The organism is Bacteroides sp. NSJ-48 (genome assembly GCF_014287405.1).
Taxonomy (GTDB): Bacteria; Bacteroidota; Bacteroidia; order Bacteroidales; family Bacteroidaceae; genus Bacteroides; species Bacteroides stercoris.
The window spans coordinates 68,069-92,064 of the sequence record NZ_JACOOD010000001.1 but is presented as its reverse complement, the minus strand read 5'-3'; the positions used below and the strand labels follow the sequence as shown (position 1 = coordinate 92,064).

At 48.3% G+C, this 23,996-nt stretch carries 18 protein-coding genes; 12 read left to right on the top strand and 6 right to left on the bottom strand.

Going from position 1 to position 23,996, the window contains the following annotated elements; translation table 11 throughout:
- Positions 1–12: 12 nt before the first annotated feature.
- From H8S52_RS00360 to H8S52_RS00345, 4 genes are read left to right on the top strand one after another with little or no spacing between them, the layout of a single operon-like run.
- On the top strand, positions 13–2,016 hold the full coding sequence (locus H8S52_RS00360) for a RagB/SusD family nutrient uptake outer membrane protein (protein ID WP_186909145.1): 2,004 nt from the start codon (positions 13–15) through the stop codon (positions 2,014–2,016).
- A gap of 13 nt (positions 2,017–2,029) precedes the next feature.
- Positions 2,030–3,748, top strand: coding sequence for a DUF5123 domain-containing protein (locus H8S52_RS00355; protein WP_255469937.1), 1,719 nt, complete (start codon positions 2,030–2,032; stop codon positions 3,746–3,748).
- A 39-nt stretch (positions 3,749–3,787) separates the two neighbouring features.
- Complete coding sequence (locus H8S52_RS00350) at positions 3,788–5,173, top strand: polysaccharide lyase family 1 protein (protein WP_255469936.1); 1,386 nt, start codon at positions 3,788–3,790, stop codon at positions 5,171–5,173.
- 14 nt (positions 5,174–5,187) lie between these two features.
- Positions 5,188–6,483: a glycoside hydrolase family 105 protein gene (locus tag H8S52_RS00345; RefSeq protein WP_186909188.1), complete on the top strand. Its 1,296-nt coding sequence runs from the start codon at positions 5,188–5,190 to the stop codon at positions 6,481–6,483.
- Between the two features lie 220 nt (positions 6,484–6,703).
- On the opposite strand, the gene H8S52_RS00340 is transcribed toward H8S52_RS00345, so the two are convergent.
- The 6 genes from H8S52_RS00340 to H8S52_RS00315 form a co-directional block, all read right to left on the bottom strand.
- Complete coding sequence (locus tag H8S52_RS00340; RefSeq protein WP_186909142.1) at positions 6,704–7,216, bottom strand: ECF transporter S component; 513 nt, start codon at positions 7,214–7,216, stop codon at positions 6,704–6,706.
- 162 nt (positions 7,217–7,378) lie between these two features.
- Positions 7,379–9,271, bottom strand: coding sequence for a TonB-dependent receptor (locus H8S52_RS00335; RefSeq protein ID WP_186909141.1), 1,893 nt, complete (start codon positions 9,269–9,271; stop codon positions 7,379–7,381).
- 64 nt (positions 9,272–9,335) lie between these two features.
- On the bottom strand, positions 9,336–10,733 hold the full coding sequence (locus tag H8S52_RS00330; RefSeq protein ID WP_186909140.1) for an aldo/keto reductase: 1,398 nt from the start codon (positions 10,731–10,733) through the stop codon (positions 9,336–9,338).
- A gap of 84 nt (positions 10,734–10,817) precedes the next feature.
- Positions 10,818–12,338, bottom strand: coding sequence for a 4Fe-4S binding protein (locus H8S52_RS00325; protein ID WP_117984248.1), 1,521 nt, complete (start codon positions 12,336–12,338; stop codon positions 10,818–10,820).
- Between the two features lie 81 nt (positions 12,339–12,419).
- Entirely contained in the window at positions 12,420–14,021 is a 1,602-nt protein-coding gene (locus H8S52_RS00320) for an ABC-F family ATP-binding cassette domain-containing protein (protein WP_117984247.1), read from the bottom strand.
- A gap of 242 nt (positions 14,022–14,263) precedes the next feature.
- A complete protein-coding gene (locus H8S52_RS00315; protein WP_005653146.1) occupies positions 14,264–14,746 on the bottom strand; it encodes a cytidine deaminase in 483 nt (160 codons plus the stop codon).
- Positions 14,747–14,845: 99 nt separating this feature from the next.
- On the opposite strand from H8S52_RS00315, the gene H8S52_RS00310 reads away from it, so the two are divergent.
- From H8S52_RS00310 to H8S52_RS00275, 8 genes are all read left to right on the top strand, one after another.
- Positions 14,846–15,766, top strand: a complete 921-nt coding sequence (locus tag H8S52_RS00310) for a glucosaminidase domain-containing protein (protein ID WP_005653144.1) — start codon at positions 14,846–14,848, stop codon at positions 15,764–15,766.
- Positions 15,767–16,236: 470 nt separating this feature from the next.
- Positions 16,237–17,484 carry an efflux RND transporter periplasmic adaptor subunit gene (locus tag H8S52_RS00305; RefSeq protein WP_117955232.1) on the top strand — a complete coding sequence of 416 codons (1,248 nt, stop codon included), beginning with the start codon at positions 16,237–16,239 and terminating at the stop codon, positions 17,482–17,484.
- 19 nt (positions 17,485–17,503) lie between these two features.
- Positions 17,504–18,169 carry an ABC transporter ATP-binding protein gene (locus tag H8S52_RS00300; protein WP_117955230.1) on the top strand — a complete coding sequence of 222 codons (666 nt, stop codon included), beginning with the start codon at positions 17,504–17,506 and terminating at the stop codon, positions 18,167–18,169.
- A gap of 37 nt (positions 18,170–18,206) precedes the next feature.
- Positions 18,207–19,481, top strand: a complete 1,275-nt coding sequence (locus H8S52_RS00295; protein WP_151877948.1) for an ABC transporter permease — start codon at positions 18,207–18,209, stop codon at positions 19,479–19,481.
- A gap of 13 nt (positions 19,482–19,494) precedes the next feature.
- Positions 19,495–20,772, top strand: coding sequence for an FtsX-like permease family protein (locus H8S52_RS00290; protein ID WP_151877949.1), 1,278 nt, complete (start codon positions 19,495–19,497; stop codon positions 20,770–20,772).
- A 30-nt stretch (positions 20,773–20,802) separates the two neighbouring features.
- Positions 20,803–21,426 carry a GIN domain-containing protein gene (locus tag H8S52_RS00285; RefSeq protein ID WP_151877950.1) on the top strand — a complete coding sequence of 208 codons (624 nt, stop codon included), beginning with the start codon at positions 20,803–20,805 and terminating at the stop codon, positions 21,424–21,426.
- A gap of 1 nt (position 21,427) precedes the next feature.
- Complete coding sequence (locus tag H8S52_RS00280) at positions 21,428–22,720, top strand: ABC transporter permease (RefSeq protein ID WP_151877951.1); 1,293 nt, start codon at positions 21,428–21,430, stop codon at positions 22,718–22,720.
- A gap of 33 nt (positions 22,721–22,753) precedes the next feature.
- Positions 22,754–23,992, top strand: coding sequence for an FtsX-like permease family protein (locus tag H8S52_RS00275; RefSeq protein WP_117740000.1), 1,239 nt, complete (start codon positions 22,754–22,756; stop codon positions 23,990–23,992).
- The last annotated feature ends 4 nt before the right edge of the window (positions 23,993–23,996 follow it).

Genomic DNA, 23,996 nt, shown 5'->3' with positions numbered 1-23,996 from the left:
ATTATATAGGATATGAAAAAAATATATATATCGGTAATGGCGAGCTTATTATTGTTCGCATCCTGTTCAGACTATCTGGATGTAAATTCTCCGTCTACGTTTGATAAGGAGTATGTATTTGGCAGTGAATCCGAAATAGCTACTGCTGTCAATGGCATGTATGTGCCTATGGTCAGCGGTAAGGGTTGGGTAGGAGTTCTGCTTAAGAAGATGCTGTTTAATACGGATGTGGAGTTCAGTGGATTATCTACAGCATCCAATCTCAATGAGCGTGCATTTGTTCCGAGTACAGGCGATATAAAGTCGTATGGTGATATTTGGACGGGTATGTATGACGGGGTAAACCGTACGAACGATGTCATAGAGGGTATTGAACAGAGTCCTCTGTTTGCCGCTGCCGACAAAACTAAACCGTCGCGTCTGATGCATTATTACGGAGAAGCGAAAGTCCTGCGTGCCATGTATTATTTGGAGCTTGTCAGAAACTGGGGTGATGTGCCTTACAGAAGAAAACCTGCCGGAAATAAGGATGAATTGTTTATCGGAGCGACCGACCGCAATACAATATTGACCGATATGATTAATGATTTGATAGAGATAGAACCTTTGATGTTGTATGCAGAAGAATCCGACAGAGGAGTAGAGGCTGCTTCAAGAGAATTCTGTCAGGCATTGATAGCTCGCATTGCTTTGCAAAGAGGTGGTTGGAGCCTCAGGCCGGATTATGATAATCCTTCTGCTGTGGGTACAATGGAGCGGAGCGACGATTGGAAAGAATATTATAAAATAGCTGAGGAATATGCCGGAAAGGTTATCTCTGAGGGTAAACATTCCTTGACTCGTTCTTTCCGTCAGGTTTGGGTAGATGAATGTAGTTGGATAGTACCGGTTGGTGATGATAATATTTTTGATGTACCGGCTAAAGTAGGTGGTTCTGGAGAATTGGCTTATTCTTGGGGAACATATATTGTATCGTCAAAGAACTCAGAGGGCGTGAATGCGTCCAATGCTCCTCACGGATATTCATCCGGTGGCGCCAGATTGGCTCTTACCTATATGTTGTCTTTTGATAGAGAGGATTTACGTAGGGATATTACTTGTGAGATATTCCGTTATGAAAATTCAGGAATGAGTTCTATTATTCAGAAGCCATTTTCCGAACTTAATGTTGGTTGTGGCAAATGGAACCGTCTATTTATGGAATCACCGTTGGGCAGTACATCCAATAAAGGTACAGGGATCAATTATACGTATATGCGCTATGCCGATGTGTTGTTGATGTATGCGGAAGCTGCCAATGAAAACCATGACGGGCCGACGACCGAAGCTAAGGATGCCTTGAAGCAGGTGCGTAAAAGGGCTTTTGCAGAAAAAGACCATGCTGAAAAGGTAGAGGCTTATGTGGATGCTTTGGGGACAAAAGAAGATTTCTTCAATGCTATTGTTCAGGAACGTGCCTGGGAATTTGGCGGAGAAAAGCATAGGCGTTACGATTTGGCACGTTGGAATCTGTATGGAAAAACATTATATAATTTGTATTTCGATTGGATTGAATTGGGTAAAGTAGCCCGTACTAAGCAGTATGAAAATACGGAAACTCCTTTTGAAAATCCTACTTATGATGCACGCTTTGATTCTTACCCGGCTGTAGCCTATTATAAGATGGTACCGGCGGATAAAACGCTGTTCCCGGTATGTGTAGCCGAAACAATGGATTGGTACAAAGAAGGGAACATCAATTCTTATGATGAGGCGCTACCTGCATATCCTTCCCAAAATCCTTCCGGTTACTCGCGTGTAGATATGTGTGTTCAATATTGTACGCAAGTTAAAAACGCCAGTCCTCGCCGGTGGGAACCGTCTGCCCGTATTCTGCATTCTTTCTATGGCTATATTAATGCATCGAATGCCGGGGCTGTGAATCCCGAAACGGATCCGGTACGCTATTTGGTTCCTATACCGCCGGACGCATTGTCAAGCCATCAGGGATTATTGAAAAATTATTATGGATATTAAAACTAACAGTAGGATGAAAACAAAATATATAGTGCCGCTTTTACTTTTCTGTCTGTTTGCTTGTATAGCATGTGAAGACGAGACGACAGAGATGCCCCGTTTATTCAGACCTTCCTTTATTGCTTCGTCCTGTTTTGCAGAAAGCAATACTATAACGCTGGCTTGGAGAACATCCGGCGAAGCAACTTCGTATACGGTAGAGCTTTCTCAGGATGCCACGTTTCAGCCGGAAAATCTTGAAACACAGACAGTGGAGAAGGGCAAATGTACGTTTGCGAATTTACGTTATGAGACTAAATTTTATGCCCGTGTCAGAGCTAATAATGAATCTCTTGCTATAACATCGAATTGGACGGAAATGGGTTCTTCCATTTCAACTTTGTCCCGTACTATTCCGAAAATACTGTATGCTGTGGAAGGTTCGCAGATTAATGAGACTTCCGTGGAAATTAAATGGGTGGTATCGGAAAAAAATCCGGTTGACGGATTGGCGATATGGGAAGAAGGAACTACAGAGGAAAAACAAATTAGTTTGGAAGATGCTTCTGCCGGACAATATACGATTACAGGATTAACTCCTCGTACTACTTATTATGTGGCTTTGACAAACAGTGCTGCACCGGAAGGAGCAGAAAAATATAATCAGCAGAGATTTACCACTGCAGGAATGCCTGCCGATGCTGTTGTGGTGGAAGATGGAGTTGATTTGATGGATAAGATTAAGGCCGGTATGGATGATACAAGTAAGCAGGCTCTTGTTTTCCAATTGAAGAATGGTGTTGATTATTATCTGACAACAGGCGGGGAAGTTGCTGCGAAAACCGGTGATATTAAATTGACCAAAAGCATTGCTTTTCTTGCTAACCCGGGAGAACGTCCTACCTTGTACATTCGCGAGGGGGGCTTCATTGTGAAACCGGAAGTTGGTAATATGCCGAATATTGAATATTTTATTGTTGATAATGTGAATATTAAGGAAACATGGACTGAGAGTAAGCCCAGTAAAGGTAGTAAAACACGTTTGTTGAATATAGGGAAACACAATACCGGTACTGATTTTACAATAGACAGATTTGAAATTACAAACTCGGATATAGTTTTACCATCTACCGTTTTAATGATGAGTGATGCCAGTGAAGGAGTAACCACAATCAACCATATCCGTATAGATAATTGTTTGGTTTCCGGTATTAATGATACAAAAAATGTAACAAAACAATTCGGTTTTATTCATGCAATAAATAAAGGCTCTAATGTATGGAATGATGTCTCCGTCACTAATTCCACATTCTATGAGTTCTATATTTCACCAGGTGTGTTTGGAGCACCTACTGCTGATGTCCCTATTGCGGCCGGTAACAAAGTTGTTATTTCTAATTGTACTTTTTATAATTGGGGCTCAAATAAGGATGGCAAAAACACTTATAGGGCTGTTGGGAATTTCTCCAAATTGACTGCGCCGCTGAACTTGTCGGTAAGTAATTGTGTCTTTGGCAGCAGTAAAAGTAAAGTGCTTGATGCAGGCAGTATTAATTTAAATTCGAAAGGCAACTATTGTACATCGGATTTTGAAAAGATGTCTGATGCCGGTTTGACACTGATTTCATTGGATACGGATGATGCTTCATTATTCCGTAATGTTGAGGAAAATGATTTTACTGTAGTTGATGCAGAGTCAGTCATTTATAAATCAGAATACGGTGATCCCCGTTGGATTAAAGTTTTGGATTAATTATTTGTAAATTTAATACTCTAATTAATGAGATATAATATGAATTTGATAGGATTCTTTTGCCTTGCATGGGCTTTGTTGGCTTGCGACCAAGATGAAGGGAAAGATAACCCTGGTGTTTCTTTCCCGGATTATGGTGAGGTACTGGCCTTTCCCGGTGCGGAAGGATATGGGCGGCATGCCACAGGTGGCAGAACGGGTGAAGTATATCAAGTAACGACTTTGGCAGATTCGGGCAGGGGTTCTTTACGTGATGCCGTCAGTAAGCCCAACCGTATTATTGTATTTAAGGTTGCAGGGGTAATCAAATTAGAGTCTCCTCTCGACTTCTCAAAGAACTTGACAATTGCAGCACAGACAGCTCCGGGTGACGGAGTTGTCGTGTATGGCAACCGGGTTTCTTTTTCGGGAGCGGACAATTTGATATGTCGTTATTTACGTGTACGAATGGGCATGAACGGCCGTGAAGGTAAAGATGCAGCCGGTATCGCCTATGGTTCGGATATGATTTTCGACCATATGTCTGTAACTTGGGGACGCGATGAATGTTTCTCCATCAATGGAGATCCTAAAAAGTCCGCAGATCAGCCTCGGAATATCACGATACAGAACTCGTTCATAGGGCAGGGATTGCAACCTCATTCTTGTGGTGGACTTATCCAGACCACGATAAACGATGGAGTTACTTTGTACCGGAATCTGTATATAGACAATAAAACCCGTAATCCGAAAGTGAAAGGACTGAATCAGTTTGTAAACAATGTCCTTTATAATTGGGGAAACGGCGGTGCTTATATTATGGGAGATACTCAGCAGAAATCGGATGCCGATATTCGGAATAATTATTTTATAGTAGGAACTACAGATAATTACGATGGCAAGAAGTTAGGCGCAACGGCTCCCTTTACCCGATATAACGAGCATTTCAGCGCTTATTTGTCCGGTAACTTTTATGATGATAATAAGGATGGCTTATTGAATGGCCGTGAACTGGGACGTGCAGACTGCATGAAGAAGTCGGTTGTAGCAGGAGAGGAGATTATAACTTCTCCTACGTTCCTCGAACGTCCGTCCGATGTACATCCCGAAATAAAAGAACTGATGACTGCTCAGGAAGCCTACGAATGGATTGTTGCCAATGGCGGATCTTCCTTGCCCGTACGGGATGAGGTGGATGCCTATCTTATCGATGAACTGACTTCATTGGGGAAAAAGGGGCTGATTATCCATTCGGAGGAAGATATACCGACAAAGGGACCGGGTAATATAAAGTCGGCGGAAGCTCCTGCAGATACCGACAATGATGGTATGCCGGACGAGTTTGAAGATAAATACGGCCTTGATAAGAATGATCCGGCAGATGCCATGAAAGTAGCGTCTAATGGATATACGAATATAGAGAATTATATATTTCTGATTAAATAGAATACCGAATGATGATGAAAAAGTTATGTCTTGTTTTTATAAGCATATTGCAACTGTGTAGCGTGTCGGCAGGGGCGCAAACGAATGACAAAGCCAAAGAGATGGCAATGAAGATAGCTGATCGTATTTTGGCGTCCACGACTTATGAGTTTGTGGATAAGAAAAGCGGAAAAACCTATACATCCTTAAAGAATATGCCTTTGAATAAAGCATTGAAAGTCAGGAGTAAATATCTTGATTGGCACTACACGAACGGAGTTACCAATATTGCTTTAATGGAATTGGGAAATAAGCTGGGTAACTCCAAATACGAAAACTACGTATTGAAGAATATGAATTTCGTATTTGATGAGGACAATCAATCTTATTTCCGTAGATTGTATGAGGAAACGTTGAAGAATGAAGGATGGAAAGCGGTGAATGCCTTGAATTGGCACATGATTTATCGTAATAAACGTCTGGACGATAACGGACCGATGGGAGCAAGTTTGATTGATTTGAGCCGGAAGCATCCTAACGCGGCATTCCGGAAATATATTGAAAGTACCAATCATCATTTAATGTTCTCCGAACCCCGGCTTGCCGATGGCACTATTGCCCGATTGTGGCCGCACGTGAATACGGTGTGGGCTGATGATGCTTTTATGGCCCTTTCCTTTTTGGTAAGAATGGGAGAGATGACAGGAGATAATAAGTATTTCGATGATGCTGCCAATCAGGTACTGAATTACACCCGCTATCTATGGTGTCCCGAGAAGGAAGTCTATTATCACTGTTATCATACTGACACGAAGATACACGGAGTAGCTCATTGGTCAAGAGCCAACGGATGGGTATTTATGGCAACGGCAGATTTACTGTCGAGAATGCCCGAAAATCATCCTATGCGCGAAGATGTCATTAAGAACTTCCGGATGCAGACGGATGGGGTAATCCGTTATCAGGGCGCTAACGGATTATGGCATCAGTTGCTCGACAAACCAGATTCTTATGAAGAGATAACGGGAACGGCCATGTTTGTTTTCGGCATTGCCAAGGGAGTTAAAGAAGGATGGTTACATCCCGATTATATTTATGTGGCATGGGAAGGCTTGAAAGGTATGCTGACAAAAATCACCCCTGAAGGTGATGTTACCGCTATTTGTGCCGGTACGGGAATTATGCCTTCTTTATCATTTTATTATAATCGCCCTCAATGGAAAAACGACCCTATGGGTGAAGGACCTGTTTTAAGAGCATTGGTCGAGATGATTGATGCACCTGCTTATACGGAAATTAAAGCAGAACAGCAATATGACAAGATAAAATAGTTGCTGTATCTCTTAGCTACAGCAACTAACGTTTTTTAATTCTCGTAGATTATATTTGGTTGAAACCTTAGAATTCAATAAGCAGGAAAAGCTCATCCTATCTTTCTCTGATTATTGATTCTAAGGTTTTCTTTTGGTTGAGGCCAAATATCCTCTATGCTTTTCGTAAAACTGTATACAGAAACAGTTCCGAACCTTTTTTAATATTTCTACAAGGTTATTACAGCGATGCGCTATACTTTATCAGCGCATAGCCGCCTACTACCTGCATTGCCATTCCCGGCAGCCCGATACGGAAATCCTGTACGGCTTGGAAGAAGCTGCCCACCATAGCCCATTCGCCCAAAGTACTTGCTACCTGATAGAACAGTACAACGGCCAATAGGATAGGCAGAGAGATACGGTTGAAACGATGTGCTGCCCAGCCGGCTGCTGCTGCCAGTAATACGGACTTCAACAGAATGGCGGGAAGTACTGCCGGAAGAGGCATCCCGAACAGCAGTGAATTGATTATCGGAGAAAGGACCGCAGTCAGCAATCCTACCTTCCAGCCGAATTTGTATGCACCGATTAAGGTGAAGAAATAGATGGGCAACCATGTGATACCGCCTTGCGGTATAAGGTGGAAAAGTTGGGGCAGTGCCATATTGCCTGCAATGAACAATGCGGCCATTAAGTAAGTTCTTGCATTGCTGTAATCCAGCGAATAGAGTTTTACAGTTTTTGTTTCCATATTTTTATTGTTTATAAAATAATCTTATTCATTTATCGGGTAAATTGTATTGGTCCGTCGGATAATCTTTATCGGCTAATCAAACAATCTGTTTTATACTCACAAAGTTATAACTATTATTTCAAACCAATACGGTCTTGACAACAGTAATGCCTGATTTTGTCAGAAATTGATATTCACTCCGCCCATAACGGTTGCCTTAGGCATCGGAAAGCCGTCGTTTATTTCGTAACGTTGCGCCAGCAGGTTTTCCCCTCGTACAAAGATATCGGCATAGCGGCATACACGATAATTGGCACGCAGGTTCCAGAGAACAAAACTTTCTTTTTTCTCCTTGCCTTTGCTTACGCTGGTATAGAGGTCTTTTATATATTGCACTCCGGTTGACACTCCCCAGTGGCCTCGCGTAAAGTCAACGCCTGCATAGAGTTTATGTCCGGGAGCGGCAATCACCGGATTCTCCATGTGCAGCCAACTGTAATTGGCATTTGCCTGCCAATGCGGGGTAATGCGGTAACCGATATTGGCTTCAATGCCCCGGTTTTCAATCTTGCCGGTATTTACGTTCTTGGGCTTGCCGTCCGTAGGAACGGTCATAATCATATTGTCGCCGTCAATGTAGTAGAGGTTTATGCCGTAATACAAAGCACCGTCCAACACCCGTTGCGAGAAAGACAACTCGTAGCTCATCAGGCTTTCCGCCATTAAATCCGGGTTCTGTGGCGGAAACATGTACATCTCACGGATGGTGGGGTTACGGAATCCCTTGCTCACCATTGCTTTCACTTCCATCTGTCGGGGCAAGTGGAACGAAAGGCCACCTTGCGGAATCCATTCCGTGCCTACGTGCGAATGGTGGTCTACACGGATGCCCGCATCCAGAGAGAGCCATTCGCCGAGGTCCTGACGGAAGTCTACATATCCGGCAAATTCATCCATTTGCTTGTCTACACCCGGAATACGTTCGCCGGTAGACACCATGCGGTTCCATGATTCGCTGCCGAAGTGCTGATAGTCGAAACCTGCGGTCAGACGGTTACCGGTGAAAAGCGTTGCGCTCTGATACCACGACACGCCCAGCATGCGGTCTTTGGAGTTGAAATGGGATTCCTGCGGCGTACCGCCGGGATGATAGCCGTCATTGATTTTATGGCGTCCCCAGTTATAGAAGAAACTCAAGGCGCCGGAACTCTTTTCATAATGGTTTTCGAGAGCAAGCGAAGTCATGCCGCGCGTGATGCGGGAGTCATTGTCTATGTACGGATTACCGGCCTCGCCCGGATTGGAGGCCTTGAACTGCGTGATGTTTACATCGCCCCACAGTTTCCAGGAATCGTTGAAGTCATATCCCAGCTTGGCATAGCCGCCGTATTGCTCAAACTCCATATTGTCGCGATGCCCGTCGGTGCGGTTGTAAGAGCCGGTGACAACACTGCTGAAACTCCCTTTCCTGATGCGGTTGGAAACTTCCGTCTGCAATGTGTTGTAGGAGCCGTAGCCGATTTGCGCATGGGTCTTAACCCCGTCTTCTTGCATCTTGCGGGTTACTATATTGATAACGCCGCCCATAGCGTTGGAACCATACAGCACCGAGGCAGGGCCGCGAAGCACTTCCACCCGGTCGGTCAGCATGGTCTGATAGGCATCGGCAATGGGATGTCCCATTAATCCCATATATTGGGGATGGCCGTCAATCAGCACCAGCAAACCAGCCGTAGGGCTGCCGCCGATGCCGCGCAGGTTCATTCCGCCTGCCGCTCCCGTAGACACGCCGTATCCCATGATGCCGCGGCTTGTGGCGAACAGTCCGGGCACTTGCTCCGTCAGTGCGGGCAGTACGGATGGTTGGAAACGTTGCTCCAGTGCTTTGCGGTTCACTACGGAGATGGTCATCGGCAGATGCCGTATATCCGTTTCGTTTCTTGTTCCGGTTACTACCACTTCGTCTATGGTGAGGTTCCGGGCAATGCGCGCGCTGTCCTTTGCAGCCTGCGCAAATCCCGCCATTGTCCAAAGGCCGGCTATCGAAAGGAGTAATATGTTTTTTTTCTTCATTCGTATCGCTTTCCTCATTATTTGTTCCGCCAAAGATAGGGCGTATTTTCTTTTTCCGTTTGTATTATAATCTCTCTTGTTTGAGATTTTCTACAAACCGGTCTATTTCCTGTAACTTTTTGGGTATATCGATGCTTTGAGGACAGTGCGGGTTGCATTGGTCGCATCCTGTACAATGGCTTGCCTGGCGGAGCTTCGGTACGCTGCGGTCATAACCGATGAGGAAGGCGCGGCGGGCTTCGCGATAGTTCTCATCCCGGCTGCTTTTGGGTATATTGCCCTCGTTGACGCAACGGTTGTAATGCAGCAGAATGGCGGGAATGTCCAGTCCGTAGGGACAAGGCATGCAATACTTGCAGTCGTTGCACGGGATGATAGGATAGGTAAGCATTACCTGCGCCGTATCTTCCAGCAGAGCCAGTTCTTCTTCCGTGCAAGGGTCGAGGGGGGAATAGGTGCGGAGATTGTCCTGCAGATGTTCCATATACGTCATGCCGCTCAGTACCGTCAGTACCTTGGGGAAGCTCCCGGCAAAGCGGAATGCCCAGGAAGCCACACTCTCTTGCGGGCGATGTTGTTTCAGGCGTGCCACCAAGTGGTCGTTCAGTCTGGATAGCCGTCCTCCCAGCAGCGGTTCCATGATAATGGCGGGTATGTCGCGTTTAACGAGTTCGCCATACAGATATTCGGCATTGACATTATTGCCCGAAGCATGCCGCCAGTCGGCATAGTTGAGTTGGATTTGCACGAAATCCCAGTGTATGCGGTCGTGCATGGCCAGTATTTCATCAAACACGTCCGTTGTTCCGTGAAACGAAAATCCCAGGTTCCGGATACGCCCGGCCTTGCGTTCTTCCATCAGAAAATCAATCATACCATTGTCGATGTACCGTGCCCGGAATGTCTTGATGCCGCCATTGCCGACGGAGTGCAACAGATAATAATCGATGTAGTCCACTTGCAGGTCCTCGAACGATTTCCGATACATGGCAATTGAATTCTCGCAGGTGTAATTGGAAAAGTTGGACAGTTTGGTGGCTATCAGGAACTTTTCACGCGGATGGCGTTTCAGTGCTATTCCCGTTGACTTCTCCGACCAACCCTGCACATACACGGGCGATGTGTCGAAATAGTTCACGCCGTGGGCAATGGCATAATCAATCAGTTCGTTGACCGCTTCCTGGTCTACCTCATCTCCGTTTCCGTCAGCCCGCTTCCGGGTAGGCCAGCGCATGCAGCCGTAGCCCAATAAGGATACCCGGTCGCCTGTGGTGGGATTGGTACGGTACACCATCTTATCGGTAGGAATCTCGCCCAAAGCGGCCGATTCGCTGTCCGAACGGTTGTTCTTGCCGGAGCAGCCATACAGTGCGGCTGCCGATGCAAGCGTTCCTGCGCCGGCAAGCTTGAAGAAGTCCCGGCGGTTTATCTTGCTGTTATTCTTATTATTCTTCTCTTCCATAGTTACTCGTATTTATTCTTCTCGGTACTGTCTGTTGTCCAAAGCGTATCGAAGATTTTCCTTTATCGTTTTGTCATCTGATTCTCACACCGTTCTGTGCATGATATGCCCTTCCACATAGATTGCGCTGAACGGGCGTGCCGGACACAGGTTTTCACATGCGCCGCAGCCGATGCAGCGTTCGGTATTGACAACGGGTATTTTGGGGGATTGCGGATTTCCGGAGCCCGAAGCCACCATTTGTATGGCGCCGACCGGGCAGTGGCGGGCGCAGTTGCCGCACTCCACCTTATCGGTGATGCAAATGCAATTCTCCTTTATCCATACGGCATGACCTATCTGGATGGCCGATTTGTCGGCTTCCGTTATCGGCCGGATAGCACCTGCCGGACAAACTTCCGAACATTTGGTACATTCGGGACGGCAGTAGCCGCGCTCGTAGGACATTTCCGGCTGCATCAGCCGTGTCAGGTCGGAAGAGGGGCGCAACACCTGGTTGGGACACACCGCAACGCATAACTGGCAGGCCGTACAGTGTTGTGCAAAATTGCGTGCGCTCAACGACCCCGGCGGAGTAATGGAGGCGGCACGTGCGGGTATCTTCTTGTCTTCGATGACGGCCAGTCCGCCGTCCACTTTCTTCTCTTGCGCCTTTAGAGCGGCGGTAGTGGCCAATACTGCCGTTGCCGAGAGGAATGCGCGCCGGGTATCATCTGCTGCTCCGGTAGAAGTTGCTGTACTTTGAGCCTGATTCCGGACGGATATTTTCGCAGTATCCGCTTTATGACGGCGGGTGTAGGTGATGGCTCCCTGTCTGCATTTATCCAGGCAGTCCATGCATGCCACGCAACGGCTGTAATCAATTTCGTGGGTTTTGGAGTTGATGCACGATGCCTTGCAGTTGCGTGCGCAAAGTCCGCAGCCGTTGCACTTCTCGGTATCTATGACCGGTTTGAAAAGGGAATACCTGGATAGGAAACCGAGCACCGTACCTACCGGACAAATCGTGTTGCAGTACGTACGTCCGCTTCGCCATGCCAATATAATGAGCACGACAAAAGTAAGGGCCGCAATGATGAAGGTGGGCAGGCTTTTCATCCACACCTCTGTTTCATAGAAAGCGTAGCTGTCCGCCCGTTCCGCCAGATATGCCAGCAGATTATTGCCCCACTGATAGACGGGAGCGAAGAGACTGGCAGCGATGCGCCCGTAAGAGCTGTACGGTTCGAGCAGCGAAGCAACCGCATGAAAGCGCACGCCTGCAATGAGGGTCACGGCAAACACTGCCAACATTCCGTAACGCAGCCATTTCCTGGCGGGAGAATAGCGGAAACGGTTTTTCTTCCGCTTGCCTGCAAACCGGGAAATGACATCCTGAAATACGCCGAGCGGGCAGATAACGGAGCAATAGACGCGTCCGAACAGCAGGGTCAATGCAACAAGCAGCAGTATCACGCCTGCATTCAGTGCGAGCAGTGCAGGGAGAAACTGTATCTTCGCCATCCAGCCCATCCAGCCGTGCAGCGTTCCGGTGAAATCGAGGAACAGGAGCGTGACGAGCGCAAAGAATACAATTGCAAGTGTCAGTCTGATAGTACGTAACATAGTCATAATAGTTTTATCATTGCAAAAATAAGGAGTTTATAATTAGTTTGTGTATATGGATTACGTTTGTTTTTACCGATTTTACAGAAAAAAGCTTATTTCTTGTTCAATTCCTGTTTCTTTCAGAAAATCCCGGTCGTGTGAGACTGCAAGTACGGTACCTTGATAGTTACGTATCGTAGCTGTGATGATTTCAATACTTTCGATATCCAGATTATTGGTGGGCTCGTCCAGAATAAACAAGTCGGGAGTGTTATCGGCAATCATCAGGCAGCAGAAGGCAAGACGCATTTTCTCACCGCCGCTTAATTTGCCGCAAGGCTTGTTCCAGACGTCCTGCGGGAAGAGATAGCGGTTTAAGACAGTCTTTATTTCATGCTCCGGCAGATGCCGCAGGTTGAAGGCTTCCGCTTGTTCCGAAACGGTATATTCATTTTGGATAAGGGAGTACTCCTGATCCAGATAGACATAGGTAAAGTCAGCACGTTCTATCGTCCCGCCGGTCGGTGTCAGTTCACCGGTAATCAGTCTCAGCAAGGTTGTTTTGCCGCTGCCGTTATCCCCTTTAATGCAGAACCGGTTGCCGCTGCGTAGCTGAAAGCTGAGCGGAACTGTCCAAAGGTTTGTGTTGCTGTCCGGATAATGAAAGTTGATATTCTGTGCCGTGACGAGTATTTTGCCTGTGTGCAATGCCGAAGCGTTGAAATCTGTTTTCAACTTATCCGTTTGTGATAAGGAGTTTCTGATGTCCATCACTTCCTGCCGTATTTTTTCCGATTTTTGGATATGGATATTATTTAGCTTCCCGGTACTGTTTTCGGCATGATTTTTCAGATTTCCCATCATGATACGTGGAATGCCTTTCTTCAGGGCGGCTTTTTCACCCCGCACATTTTGTTTGGCTTTCCGTTCTTCCACTTCACGGGCTGTTTTTCGGGCAAGGCGGAAAGCTTTTTCTTTTTCTTCCAACTGTTGCAGGAGAGCATTCTGATGTATCTTTTTTTGTTCTTTGTAGAAGTCGTAACTGCCGCCATAATAGGTCAGTTTGTTACGAGAGAGTTCACAGATAGCCGGCAACAAGTTCAGCAGTGTACGGTCGTGACTGATGATGAGCGCTGTGGCAGAGGTACGGCGTATAAAATCATAAAAACGCTCCCTGGCAGAAGTGTCCAGGTGATTGGTCGGTTCATCCAGCAGGATAACATCGGGTGCATTCAGTTCCATGCCGGCAAGAAACAGACGGGTTTTCTCTCCGCCACTCAATCCGTTCAGTCGGCGGGAGAGGGACAGACCTTCCAAGCCCCATACACTGAGGGCGGATTGGGCACGTTTTTCAATCTCCCAGTCATCGCCGAGAACTGCGAAGTGTTCTTCTGCGACATCTCCGTCCAGTATGGCACAGAGCGCGGTTAGCTTGCGGTCTATGCCTAATACCTGCGCAACCGTCCTGCCGTCATATTGTCCGAAATGCTGGGGCACATAGTAAAGATGCCCGGAACAATGTACACTGCCGGCTCCCGGCGATGCTTCTCCCGCAAGGATACGCATCAGGGTGGACTTTCCGCAACCGTTATTGCCTGTCAGCGCGGTCTTTTCTCCGGAATTGATAATCAGATTAAGGTTGGAAAACAAAACTTCCTTATCGGTATGGGTATAGCTAAGGTCTTTGATAATGATACTCATAAAATTACTGTGTTTAGGGTAGATAACATAGGTGTCTGTACGACACACTTTCGACTCTCGTAAGGCTGTGGGAAACAGACAAACACAGTAAAGGCTAAACATTCCCCTTTTGAGTGATGCTCAGCGTTCTGATATGAAAAGCATATATAAAGTGATGTTTACCGGAATGTGCTGTCTTTATTTGGATATTCTCATTGGTGGTGGTATTTGTTGGTTAGCGGTTGCAAAGGTAGGTATTTGTTTTATAACATGGAAGACGCATCGAACGAAAGCGGCAGCAATGCGCCCACACTCCTCAATTCATAAATGCCTTTTTCGCCGGACAGCAGTATGCGCATGGGACGTTTGAAGCGTTTTTCCGTTTCGAGCATTACCTGTCGGCAGGCGCCGCACGGGGGAATCGGTTCTTCCAGGAACTCGCCGCGTTCGTTGCGGGCGGCTATGGCGAGTGTCTCCACGGCCTGGTCGGGATATTGGGAGTTGGCATAGAACAGAGTGGTGCGTTCCGCGCAAAGCCCCGACGGATAGGCTGCATTCTCTTGGTTGGTTCCAGTAACGATGATATTGTTTGCCAACCGGGCGGCCGCACCTACCGAGAAGTGCGAGTAGGGGGCATAACTGCGGTAAGTTGCCTGCCGGGCAGCATCCAGGAGCTCGCGGTCGGCGGCATTCAACTCTTCGTATTCGTATATCTTGATGGCAATCTGTATGTTCAGGTCCTTCATAGAATAATGGTTTATTGTAATTAATGTTACAAAGATAGGAAAGAGATTGGTTTTTTCAATTCTTTTGCAGACTTTTGTGTCAAATTCAACACCCGAAGCATGAAACCTATATTCAGACTGACTGCTATCATAGCACTTCTCCTTATTTGCGTGGCTGTGCAGGCACAACGCAGAAACTCCCGTTACAACGAATATATCAAACAATATGCCCCGCTTGCCGTGGAGCAGATGAAGGAACATAAGATACCCGCCAGCATCACACTGGCACAAGGCCTGCTGGAGAGCGGCGCGGGACAAAGCGCACTGGCGCGCAAGAGCAACAACCACTTCGGCATAAAGTGCCATAGCGACTGGCGCGGGCGGAGAGTGTACCACGATGACGATGCCAAAGGAGAGTGCTTCCGCGCCTATCGCCATCCGAAGGACTCTTACGAGGACCACTCGCTCTTCCTGAAACGCGGCGCACGCTATGCTTTCCTGTTTAAGCTGAAGATTACCGACTACAAAGGCTGGGCGCGCGGCCTGAAAAAAGCGGGATACGCCACAGACCCTTCCTATGCCAACCGCCTGATAACCATTATCGAGGACTACGACCTGTATAAGTACGACAGCCGCGGCATGAGCAAGCGCGAAGCCCGCAAGTGGGAGAAAGAACTGAAGAAGAAACCCTGGCTTGCCAACCCGCATCAGGTGTATATTGCCAACGACATTGCCTACGTTGTGGCCCGCGACGGCGATACTTTCCAGTTCCTGGGCAAAGAGTTCGACATCAGTTGGCGCAAACTGGTGAAGTATAACGACCTGCATAAAGAGTATACCTTAGAGGCAGGCGACATCATCTATCTGAAAGACAAGCGCAAGAAAGCCGCCAAACCTCATACCGTTTATATTGTAAAAGACGGCGATTCCATGCACTCCATTTCGCAGAAGTACGGCATCCGCCTGAAGAATCTGTATAAGATGAACCGCAAGGATGCGGAATATGTGCCTGAAGTAGGGGACAGGCTGCGCCTGAGATAACGTTCAGGAAAGATTATCGTAAGTGCTTGATACTCATAAGAAAGTATGTACCGGGAAATACCTCGGTTTGGTACGCGGAGTACCAACCGTTGGTATCTCTCGTACCATAGTGTGGTACTTGTCGTACCAAAGCTTGGTACATGCCCTACCAACGCGTGGTATGACAAGTACCAGCGCGTGGGACGGACGCAAAGGTTAGGAGTTTGGCCCGTTATCCCCTGCTGTTTTATATTTCCTCTACCGGACTTTTATGTTTTCTTTCCCGTCCGTTTCTTCTTTTCGTACAGTACCGCTATCCGAAAATGTACAGAGTGTCCGAAAACGGACACTCTTCTTTTTGCCTTAACGCTTGTTTTCAACGATTTATGTTTTTGGCACGGATTTGGCAAGTATAAGGGCGAAGAATCGCAGGCTGTCCGTTTACGCAACAGGACAGCGGCAACGTAAAATAGTAAATAAAGACAGAAAATATGGATAGAGAGATTCCGAAAGAAGTTCGTAACAAAGAGCGTAACAAGAAAATCATTCGTTATGGCGGCATGGGCGCTGCGGGTATCGTTGTTATCAGTGTGCTCATTTCATTGATGCGCACGGGGGTGAAGGAGAAGGACATCGTGTTCTCCCAGGTAAGTACAGGCACGATTGAGGTCAGCGTAAGCGCTTCCGGAAAGGTGGTTCCTGCCTTTGAGGAGATTATCAACTCGCCCATCAACACCCGTATTCTGGAAGTATATAAGAAAGGTGGCGACAGCGTGGATATAGGCACGCCCATCCTGAAGCTGGATTTACAGAGCGCCGAAACCGACTACAAGCAGAAACTCGACGAGGAGCAGATGCGCAGCTACAAGCTGAAGCAGCTCAAGCTTGAGAATATGACCAAGCTGAACGACCTGGAGATGAAGATAAAGGTATCTGCCATGCAGTTGAACCGCAAGAGAGTGGAACTGCGCAACGAGCAATACCTCGACAGCCTCGGTTCGGGCACTACCGACAAAGTACGTCAGGCGGAGCTGAGTTACAACGTGGCTGAGCTGGAATACGAACAGTTGAAACAGCAGTACGCCAATGAGAAGGAAGTGCTGGACGCCGAATATCAGGTGCAGGAGCTGGACTTCAGCATCTTCAGGAAGACGCTTGCCGAAACGAAACGCACGCTGGACGATGCGCAAGTCCGCTCGCCCCGCAAGGCAATCCTCACTTACATAAACAACCAGATCGGCGCACAGGTGGCGGAAGGCTCGCAGATTGCCGTCATCTCCGATTTGAGCCATTTTAAGGTAGAGGGCGAGATAGCCGACACGTATGGCGACCGTGTTGCCGCCGGTGGCAAGGCGATAGTCAAGATAGGCAGCGAGAAGCTGGAAGGTACGGTGAGTAGCGTCACTCCGTTGTCCAAGAATGGCGTTATTTCCTTCACCGTACAGTTGAACGAGGACAACAACCGCCGTCTGCGTTCCGGCCTGAAGACGGACGTATATGTGATGAACGCCGTGAAAGAAGACGTGATGCGCATAGCCAACGCCTCTTACTACGTGGGTCGCGGGGAGTACGAACTGTTTGTACGCAATTCCGACAAGGAGATTGTGAAACGCAAAGTGCAGTTGGGCGATTCCAACTTTGAGTTTGTGGAAGTTATTGGCGGCTTGCAACCGGGCGATGAGGTGGTGGTGAGCGATATGAGCCAATATAAGAACAAGAATAAGCTGAAACTGAAATAACAATTAAATACCTACCATTATGATTAAGTTAACTGGCATCAACAAGATTTATCGTACCAACGAGATTGAAACCGTAGCGTTGGAGAATGTGAACCTCGAAGTGAACAAGGGGGAATTCCTCAGTATCATGGGACCTTCCGGTTGCGGTAAATCTACTTTGCTGAATATTATGGGTTTGCTGGATGCGCCTACCGGCGGCACGATTGAAATAGCCGGTACCAAGGTGGACGGCATGAAGGACAAGGAACTGGCGGCTTTCCGCAATCAGAAATTAGGCTTTGTGTTCCAGTCTTTCCATTTGATTAACTCGCTGAATGTGCTGGACAACGTGGAACTGCCTTTGCTGTACAGAAAGGTATCGTCCAAAGAACGTCGCCGCCTGGCAGAGGAAGTGTTGCAGAAAGTAGGCCTGAGCCACCGTATGCGCCACATGCCTACACAGCTCTCCGGCGGTCAGTGCCAGCGTGTTGCCATCGCACGCGCCATTATCGGCAATCCGGAGATAATCCTCGCCGATGAGCCTACCGGTAACCTGGACTCCAAAATGGGAGCGGAAGTGATGGAGCTGCTGCATCAGCTGAACAAGGAAGACGGGCGCACCATCGTAATGGTAACCCACAATGAAGAGCAAGCCAGACAGACCTCAAGGACAATCCGCTTCTTCGACGGCCGTCAAGTAGAATAACCCCCATAACCCATAACTTATAACTCATAACTCAAAAATGCAGACCATTCGCCAAGCTTTTATACTTTTACGGCAGAATCCGTTACTGAGTACCATATTCATATTGGGTACGGCATTTGCCATTACCATGATTATGGCGATTGTGATTACCTGGCAGATGAAATATGCCGACATCGAGCCGGAAGTGAACCGTAACCGCTCTCTCTACATAAGCAAGATGCATTTGCAGGGCAAGGAGAACAAAGGCTGGAATAATTATACAGCCTGTTCGCCGGCTTTCATGAAGGACTGTGTACAGCCGTTGCCCGAAGTAGAGGCCTGTACGGCATTTGTTCCGGCAACGGTCGCCCTGGTCTCCATGCCCGACGGTACTAATGCGGTGAAAGTGGATGCTATGGAAACCGATCCGGGATTCTGGAAAGTGTTCCGGATGCAGTTTGTCGCAGGACGGGGATTCGACGATTCCGACCGGGGCGGCGATGTGTCCGCCATTGTCGTGGCCGCCTCTGTGGCGCGGAAACTGTTCGGCACTACGGATGCGATGGGCAAGACGGTGCTGCTGAACCGTAACGAAGCGCGTATCTGCGGGGTGGTAAAGGATGTTTCGGTCATTGCGAAGGATGCTTATGCGCAAGTGTGGCGCATGTATCCCGCCAAGTTGCAGGATGCCACTTCCATCCGGAGCTATGCCCAATCGCATACGGTGGTGGCGCTGGCACGCTCTTCCGAAGATATTCCGGCCATCAGGCAGGGAATAGCGAAGCGGGTGAAAGACATCAATGCCGTACAGGCCGAAACGCTGATGGACATTATGGAACAGCCCGATGAAATCGTGGCGCATGTCAACCATGTGTGGGCCAACGTAGGACCGGATTTGCGGATGTTGTACATACAGTACTCTCTGGCATTGCTCATTGTTCTTTTAGTGCCGTCGCTCAATCTGTGCGGCCTGAGCAACAGCCGTATGCAGCAGCGCATCAGCGAACTGGGCGTGCGTAAGGCATTCGGAGCGACGCGCGGCGTACTCATAAGGCAGATATTGAATGAAAACCTCGTACTGACTCTGATTGGCGGAGCGGTGGGGCTGGTGTTCAGCTATCTGGCCGTGTACGGCATGCGTACGTGGCTGTTCACCAATAATCAGAACACCGGCACTTCCGGCGAGTTCGACCTGAGCATGTCGGTACTGTTCAGCCCTACGGTGTTCTGTCTGGCATTCCTTTTCTGTCTGGTCATCAACCTGCTGAGCGCAGGCCTGCCTACATGGCTTGCCGCACGGCACACGATTGTGGATTCTTTGAACGATAAATAAAGCGAGATTGATTATGAAATTCATAGTACATAACTTACGTATGATTCGGGCGCGTCTCCGCAGTAACGGATGGGTGCTTGCAGAACTGTTTCTGGTATTTATCGTGATGTGGTTTCTCTGCGATTCGCTGGGATGCCTGAAGTATACGTTCTATCGCCCGTTGGGCTATAACATAGACCATGTGTACCAGCTTTCAATGATTAAGGGCGGTGAAAGCCGGGACAGCAGCATGACGAGTGCGGACAAATATCTGGGCATCCTGCAGAAGCTCGAAAGGGAGCCTGCGGTTGAAGTGGCCGCCCTGTTGTATTGGAGCCTGCCGATGAGCGGCAATAATTCCTATAACTCGCTGGCTGTGCAGGATACCATCGGCTGTGCGGTGCGTATAATAAACGCTACCGGAGGATATACGCGGGTATTCCGCATGAAGGAAGATGCCGGACGTCCGTTTGCGGCAATGCCTGTGGGGAATGATGTCACGTCCGGCAATTATGTGATGCTGAGCGAGGGTACGGCCGACTATTATAAGGAAAGGGTGCCCGGCTTCTCTTTGGATACTCCCTTGAGCTGGTACGGAGATACCGCGAATGTGGTAACGCAGTGCGGCATGATCGGCAGTTTCCGTTCCTATCGCTATGGGGCCGATGCAAAGTGGGCTTTCCGGAGAATTGACGAGAATGTGATACGGACCGAATTACAGGATTATGAAGCGCAGATTGTTTTCCGTGTGAGGGAAAACATGGACTCTCCCGATTACCGGAGCAAGTTCCTGAAAGAGATAGCCCCGCATCTGGACACCGACAATATGTTCATTGCCGATGTAGCTCCTTACACGGAGCAGCAATATCAGTTTGAGGTGATGAAAGGCGATGTGGACAAGGTGAATACGCAAACGGTTGTGGTGGTATTCCTGTTGGTGAATGTGTTCCTGGGGCTGATAGGTACTTTCTGGTTCCGTACCCGTAGGCGCCGCAATGAAATAGCTTTGCGGCTTGCCATGGGCAGCACGAAGAAACAGATATTCTGTCTGCTCATGGGAGAGGGATTGCTGTTGCTGACTCTTGTTGCGCTGCCTGCCATGATTGTCTGCTATAACGTGGGCATTGCCGAATTTACAATGGGACATACGGAACTGATTACCACCTGGCCGGTGGAATGGAGCTTCCTGCGTTTTCTGCTGGGCTCGTTGGGTGCATGGCTGCTGATAGCGCTGATGGTGGTGATTGGAATATGGTTCCCGGCACGGCAGGCTATCAAGATACAGCCGGCAGAGGCGTTGCACGAAGAATAGAATGTGAAACAAAATAAAAAAAGAAGAAATATGAGAACTGATATAGCGGGTGTTATCATTGCATTGGTATTGGCCTTTGCAGGTATGCTGAGTGTTTGTGCACAAGATGCAAAAGTAAGTGAAGTACGTAAGGTGGATGCTTTCTCGTCCATTGAGATAACCTCTGTGGGGACAATTCATTTTACACAGAGTGACACTTATTCTTTCAGGATTGAAGGCAGGGAGAAGTACGTGAAGAATACGCAGACCACAGTGAAGGACGGTCGTCTGCTGATAGGTTTCAAGGACGGGAAAAACAAGCGCAGGAGCAATCAGAAGGATGGCGTGACTATCTGGATTTCGGCTCCCGACTTGAAGGAGGTGGAGTTTACCGGTGTAGGCGAATTCAAATGTGAGAAACCCTTGAAGCTCGATGCCGTGTCATTCGAGATAAAAGGTGTGGGTGAAGTGAATGTCTCCGACTTGACGTGCAACGAGCTGAAAGTTGCCTTGCGCGGAGTAGGCAGCGCCGATATTCATGTAACCTGCGACTATTTGTCCGCCAAAATGGGTGGTGTGGGCGATGTCACTTTGAGCGGAACCGCCGGACGTGCCGATATTTCCAAAGGAGGCATAGGAGGAGTAAATACAGATAACTTGAAAATAGGCCGTTAAGATGATAAAGCAATACTTTGCACAAGCCTGGGCGCAGTTGCGGCAGCAGCCGATGATGAGCGCCGTCAGCATAGCCGGTACTGCGCTTGCCATATTCCTTATTATGCTGGTGGTAATGATGCAGCAGGTAAAGGTGGCTCCTTTTGCGCCCGAAAGCAATCGCGACCGCTTCCTGCATGTCAAGGCAATGAGCATCTCCAACTCGAATTGGGGAGACGGTACAAGCAACGGACCGATGAGTGTACAGACAGCCCGTGAATGTTTTCAGTCGTTGAAGACGCCGGAAGCGGTCACTATCTATACCATTTTCCCCGTATCCACTCCGGTGTCTTTGCCGGGCAAACCGGCAGTCAGTGTGGATTTACGGCAAACGGACGACATCTTCTGGCGCGTATTCGACTTTTCTTTTATCAATGGAAAGCCCTATGATAAAGCCGTGTTCGATGCCGGGCAGCCGGTTGCCGTACTTACGGAGAGTGTAGCGCGCAGCCTCTTCGGAATGACTGATGTTGCAGGGCGTGAGTTTCTCCTCAGCCATGCGCCCTATCGCGTAGCCGGTGTCGTGAAGGATGTGTCTACACTGGCGGATTGCGCTTACGGACAGGTATGGGTTCCGTATACCTCAACGGGTATGGATAATGAAACATGGAACGACCGGCACATGGGAATGATGAGTTGTACGATGCTGGCGCGTAGCCGGGATGATTTCCCCGCTATACGCCAGGAAGCGGAACGTCGTAAATCGGAGTATAATACGCTTATCGGAGAGAACGGCTGGAAGCTGATTTACCGCAACCGCCCTTACGACCAGGAAAAGAATGCCATTGCTTTCGGCGCCAATATCGAACCGGATGTGAATGCGGCGCGCCGTCAGCGGATTATCATCTTCGTCATTCTGTTGATAGTGCCTGCCATCAATCTTTCGAGCATGACACAGAGTCGCTTGCGTCAGCGGGTATCGGAAATCGGAGTGCGCCGTGCTTTCGGCAGTACACGGATGGAGCTGATAGGGCAGATTGTGGCGGAGAATCTGGTAATGACTTTATTGGCAGGTGTTGTCGGTTTGCTGTTGAGCGTGGCCTTTGCATACGTGGGCAACACGTTGCTTTTTGCGCAGGAATTCAGTCAGACTTTGAACCCGCCGGAAGTGGATGCTTCCATTCTGCTTCATGCTTCCACCTTTGGGTGGGCGTTGCTGTTCTGCTTTGTGCTGAATCTGATGAGCAGCGGTTTCCCGGCATGGAAGGCTTCCCGCATCGGGATAGTGAACGCATTGGGAGGACGGTTGCACTAAACGCTTGTCGCTAACTATTAATTACGGAAAGAAATGACTAAGAAACTTTTAGTACAGATAAAGAATGAATGGCGCAATAACCTGTGGCTGGCGTTGGAATTGCTGGTTGTAAGCGTTGTGATGTGGTTTGTGGTGGACTATCTCTATACGCGTACGGCAACTTATCTGGAGCCGCGGGGCTTCGACATCAGCCATTGCTACCTTATCGAAATGGGAAAGCTTACCGATAAGAGTCCCGATTATATCCCGAACCAGACCGATGAGCAGGAAGATGCCGATATTCTTGAACTTGTGGACCGTCTGCGCCGTCGTCCGGAGATAGAGGCGGTGAGCCTTTCGCAAAACTCATATCCATATAATGGCAGTAACTCCACAGATCTGGTGCAGTACGATACGCTGGTCTCCGGTAATTGGACGATACGCCGTTTGGTGACTCCCGATTTTGTGCGTGTGTTCCGTTATCAGGGCACACGTGGCGAGACGCCCGAACAGCTTGCCGGGATGTTGGAAAGGGGAGAGTTCCTTGCTTCCGACAACCTTTACCGGAAGTACGGCCATCCGCTGACGGAGTTCGTAGGCAAGAGCTTCCGGCTTTTCGGCGATACGATACAAACCTACCGGCTGGGAGCGGCCTTGGAGAATGTACGTTACAATGATTTCGAGCAGGCCCGCGATTCGTATACCTTTCTTTATAAACTCGATTGGTATGATACGGGATTGGAACTCTGTGTCCGTGTCCGCGAAAATCAGGACCATGATTTCATCCAACGCCTGAAAGCGGACAGTGAGAAACAGTTCCGTATCGGCAATGTCTTTATCTCCGAGATACGCTCCTTTAAGGACATCCGCCGTAATTTCCAGCAGGCATGGAGCAACGACCTGCGCAATTATGTAATGGGTATGGGATTTCTGTTGCTGAATATATTTTTGGGACTGCTCGGCACTTTCTGGTTCCGTACCCAGCAACGCCGTTCGGAGATTGCCCTGCATAAGGTGCATGGAGCATCGGACATGAGTATTTTCACCCGTCTGATAAGCGAAGGGCTGCTTTTGCTGTTGCTTGTCACGCCTGTCGCTTTGTTCATTGACTATAACCTGGCAAGTATGGAACTGAACTCCTGGCGCAACGGTACGACTTTGGAGTGGGAGCGTTTGTTGCTTTGCGCTGCCATCAGCTTCCTGCTGATAGGATTGATGATTGCGATTGGTATAGGCATTCCGGCACGCAGGGCGATGAAGGTACAACCGGCAGAGGCTTTGCATGATGAATGATTTT

Excerpts from the sequence above, each read along its gene's own strand:
- H8S52_RS00275 (WP_117740000.1), top strand. The coding sequence starts at position 22,754 with ATGACTAAGAAACTTTTAGTACAGATAAAGAATGAATGGCGCAATAAC.
- H8S52_RS00335 (WP_186909141.1), bottom strand. The coding sequence starts at position 9,271 with ATGAAGAAAAAAAACATATTACTCCTTTCGATAGCCGGCCTTTGGACA.
- H8S52_RS00280 (WP_151877951.1), top strand. The coding sequence starts at position 21,428 with ATGATAAAGCAATACTTTGCACAAGCCTGGGCGCAGTTGCGGCAGCAG.
- H8S52_RS00325 (WP_117984248.1), bottom strand. The coding sequence starts at position 12,338 with ATGTTACGTACTATCAGACTGACACTTGCAATTGTATTCTTTGCGCTC.
- H8S52_RS00290 (WP_151877949.1), top strand. The coding sequence starts at position 19,495 with ATGAAATTCATAGTACATAACTTACGTATGATTCGGGCGCGTCTCCGC.
- H8S52_RS00340 (WP_186909142.1), bottom strand. The coding sequence starts at position 7,216 with ATGGAAACAAAAACTGTAAAACTCTATTCGCTGGATTACAGCAATGCA.
- H8S52_RS00300 (WP_117955230.1), top strand. The coding sequence starts at position 17,504 with ATGATTAAGTTAACTGGCATCAACAAGATTTATCGTACCAACGAGATT.
- H8S52_RS00345 (WP_186909188.1), top strand. The coding sequence starts at position 5,188 with ATGAAAAAGTTATGTCTTGTTTTTATAAGCATATTGCAACTGTGTAGC.
- H8S52_RS00305 (WP_117955232.1), top strand. The coding sequence starts at position 16,237 with ATGGATAGAGAGATTCCGAAAGAAGTTCGTAACAAAGAGCGTAACAAG.
- H8S52_RS00360 (WP_186909145.1), top strand. The coding sequence starts at position 13 with ATGAAAAAAATATATATATCGGTAATGGCGAGCTTATTATTGTTCGCA.
- H8S52_RS00355 (WP_255469937.1), top strand. The coding sequence starts at position 2,030 with ATGAAAACAAAATATATAGTGCCGCTTTTACTTTTCTGTCTGTTTGCT.
- H8S52_RS00310 (WP_005653144.1), top strand. The coding sequence starts at position 14,846 with ATGAAACCTATATTCAGACTGACTGCTATCATAGCACTTCTCCTTATT.
- H8S52_RS00285 (WP_151877950.1), top strand. The coding sequence starts at position 20,803 with ATGAGAACTGATATAGCGGGTGTTATCATTGCATTGGTATTGGCCTTT.
- H8S52_RS00315 (WP_005653146.1), bottom strand. The coding sequence starts at position 14,746 with ATGAAGGACCTGAACATACAGATTGCCATCAAGATATACGAATACGAA.
- H8S52_RS00295 (WP_151877948.1), top strand. The coding sequence starts at position 18,207 with ATGCAGACCATTCGCCAAGCTTTTATACTTTTACGGCAGAATCCGTTA.
- H8S52_RS00350 (WP_255469936.1), top strand. The coding sequence starts at position 3,788 with ATGAATTTGATAGGATTCTTTTGCCTTGCATGGGCTTTGTTGGCTTGC.
- H8S52_RS00320 (WP_117984247.1), bottom strand. The coding sequence starts at position 14,021 with ATGAGTATCATTATCAAAGACCTTAGCTATACCCATACCGATAAGGAA.
- H8S52_RS00330 (WP_186909140.1), bottom strand. The coding sequence starts at position 10,733 with ATGGAAGAGAAGAATAATAAGAATAACAGCAAGATAAACCGCCGGGAC.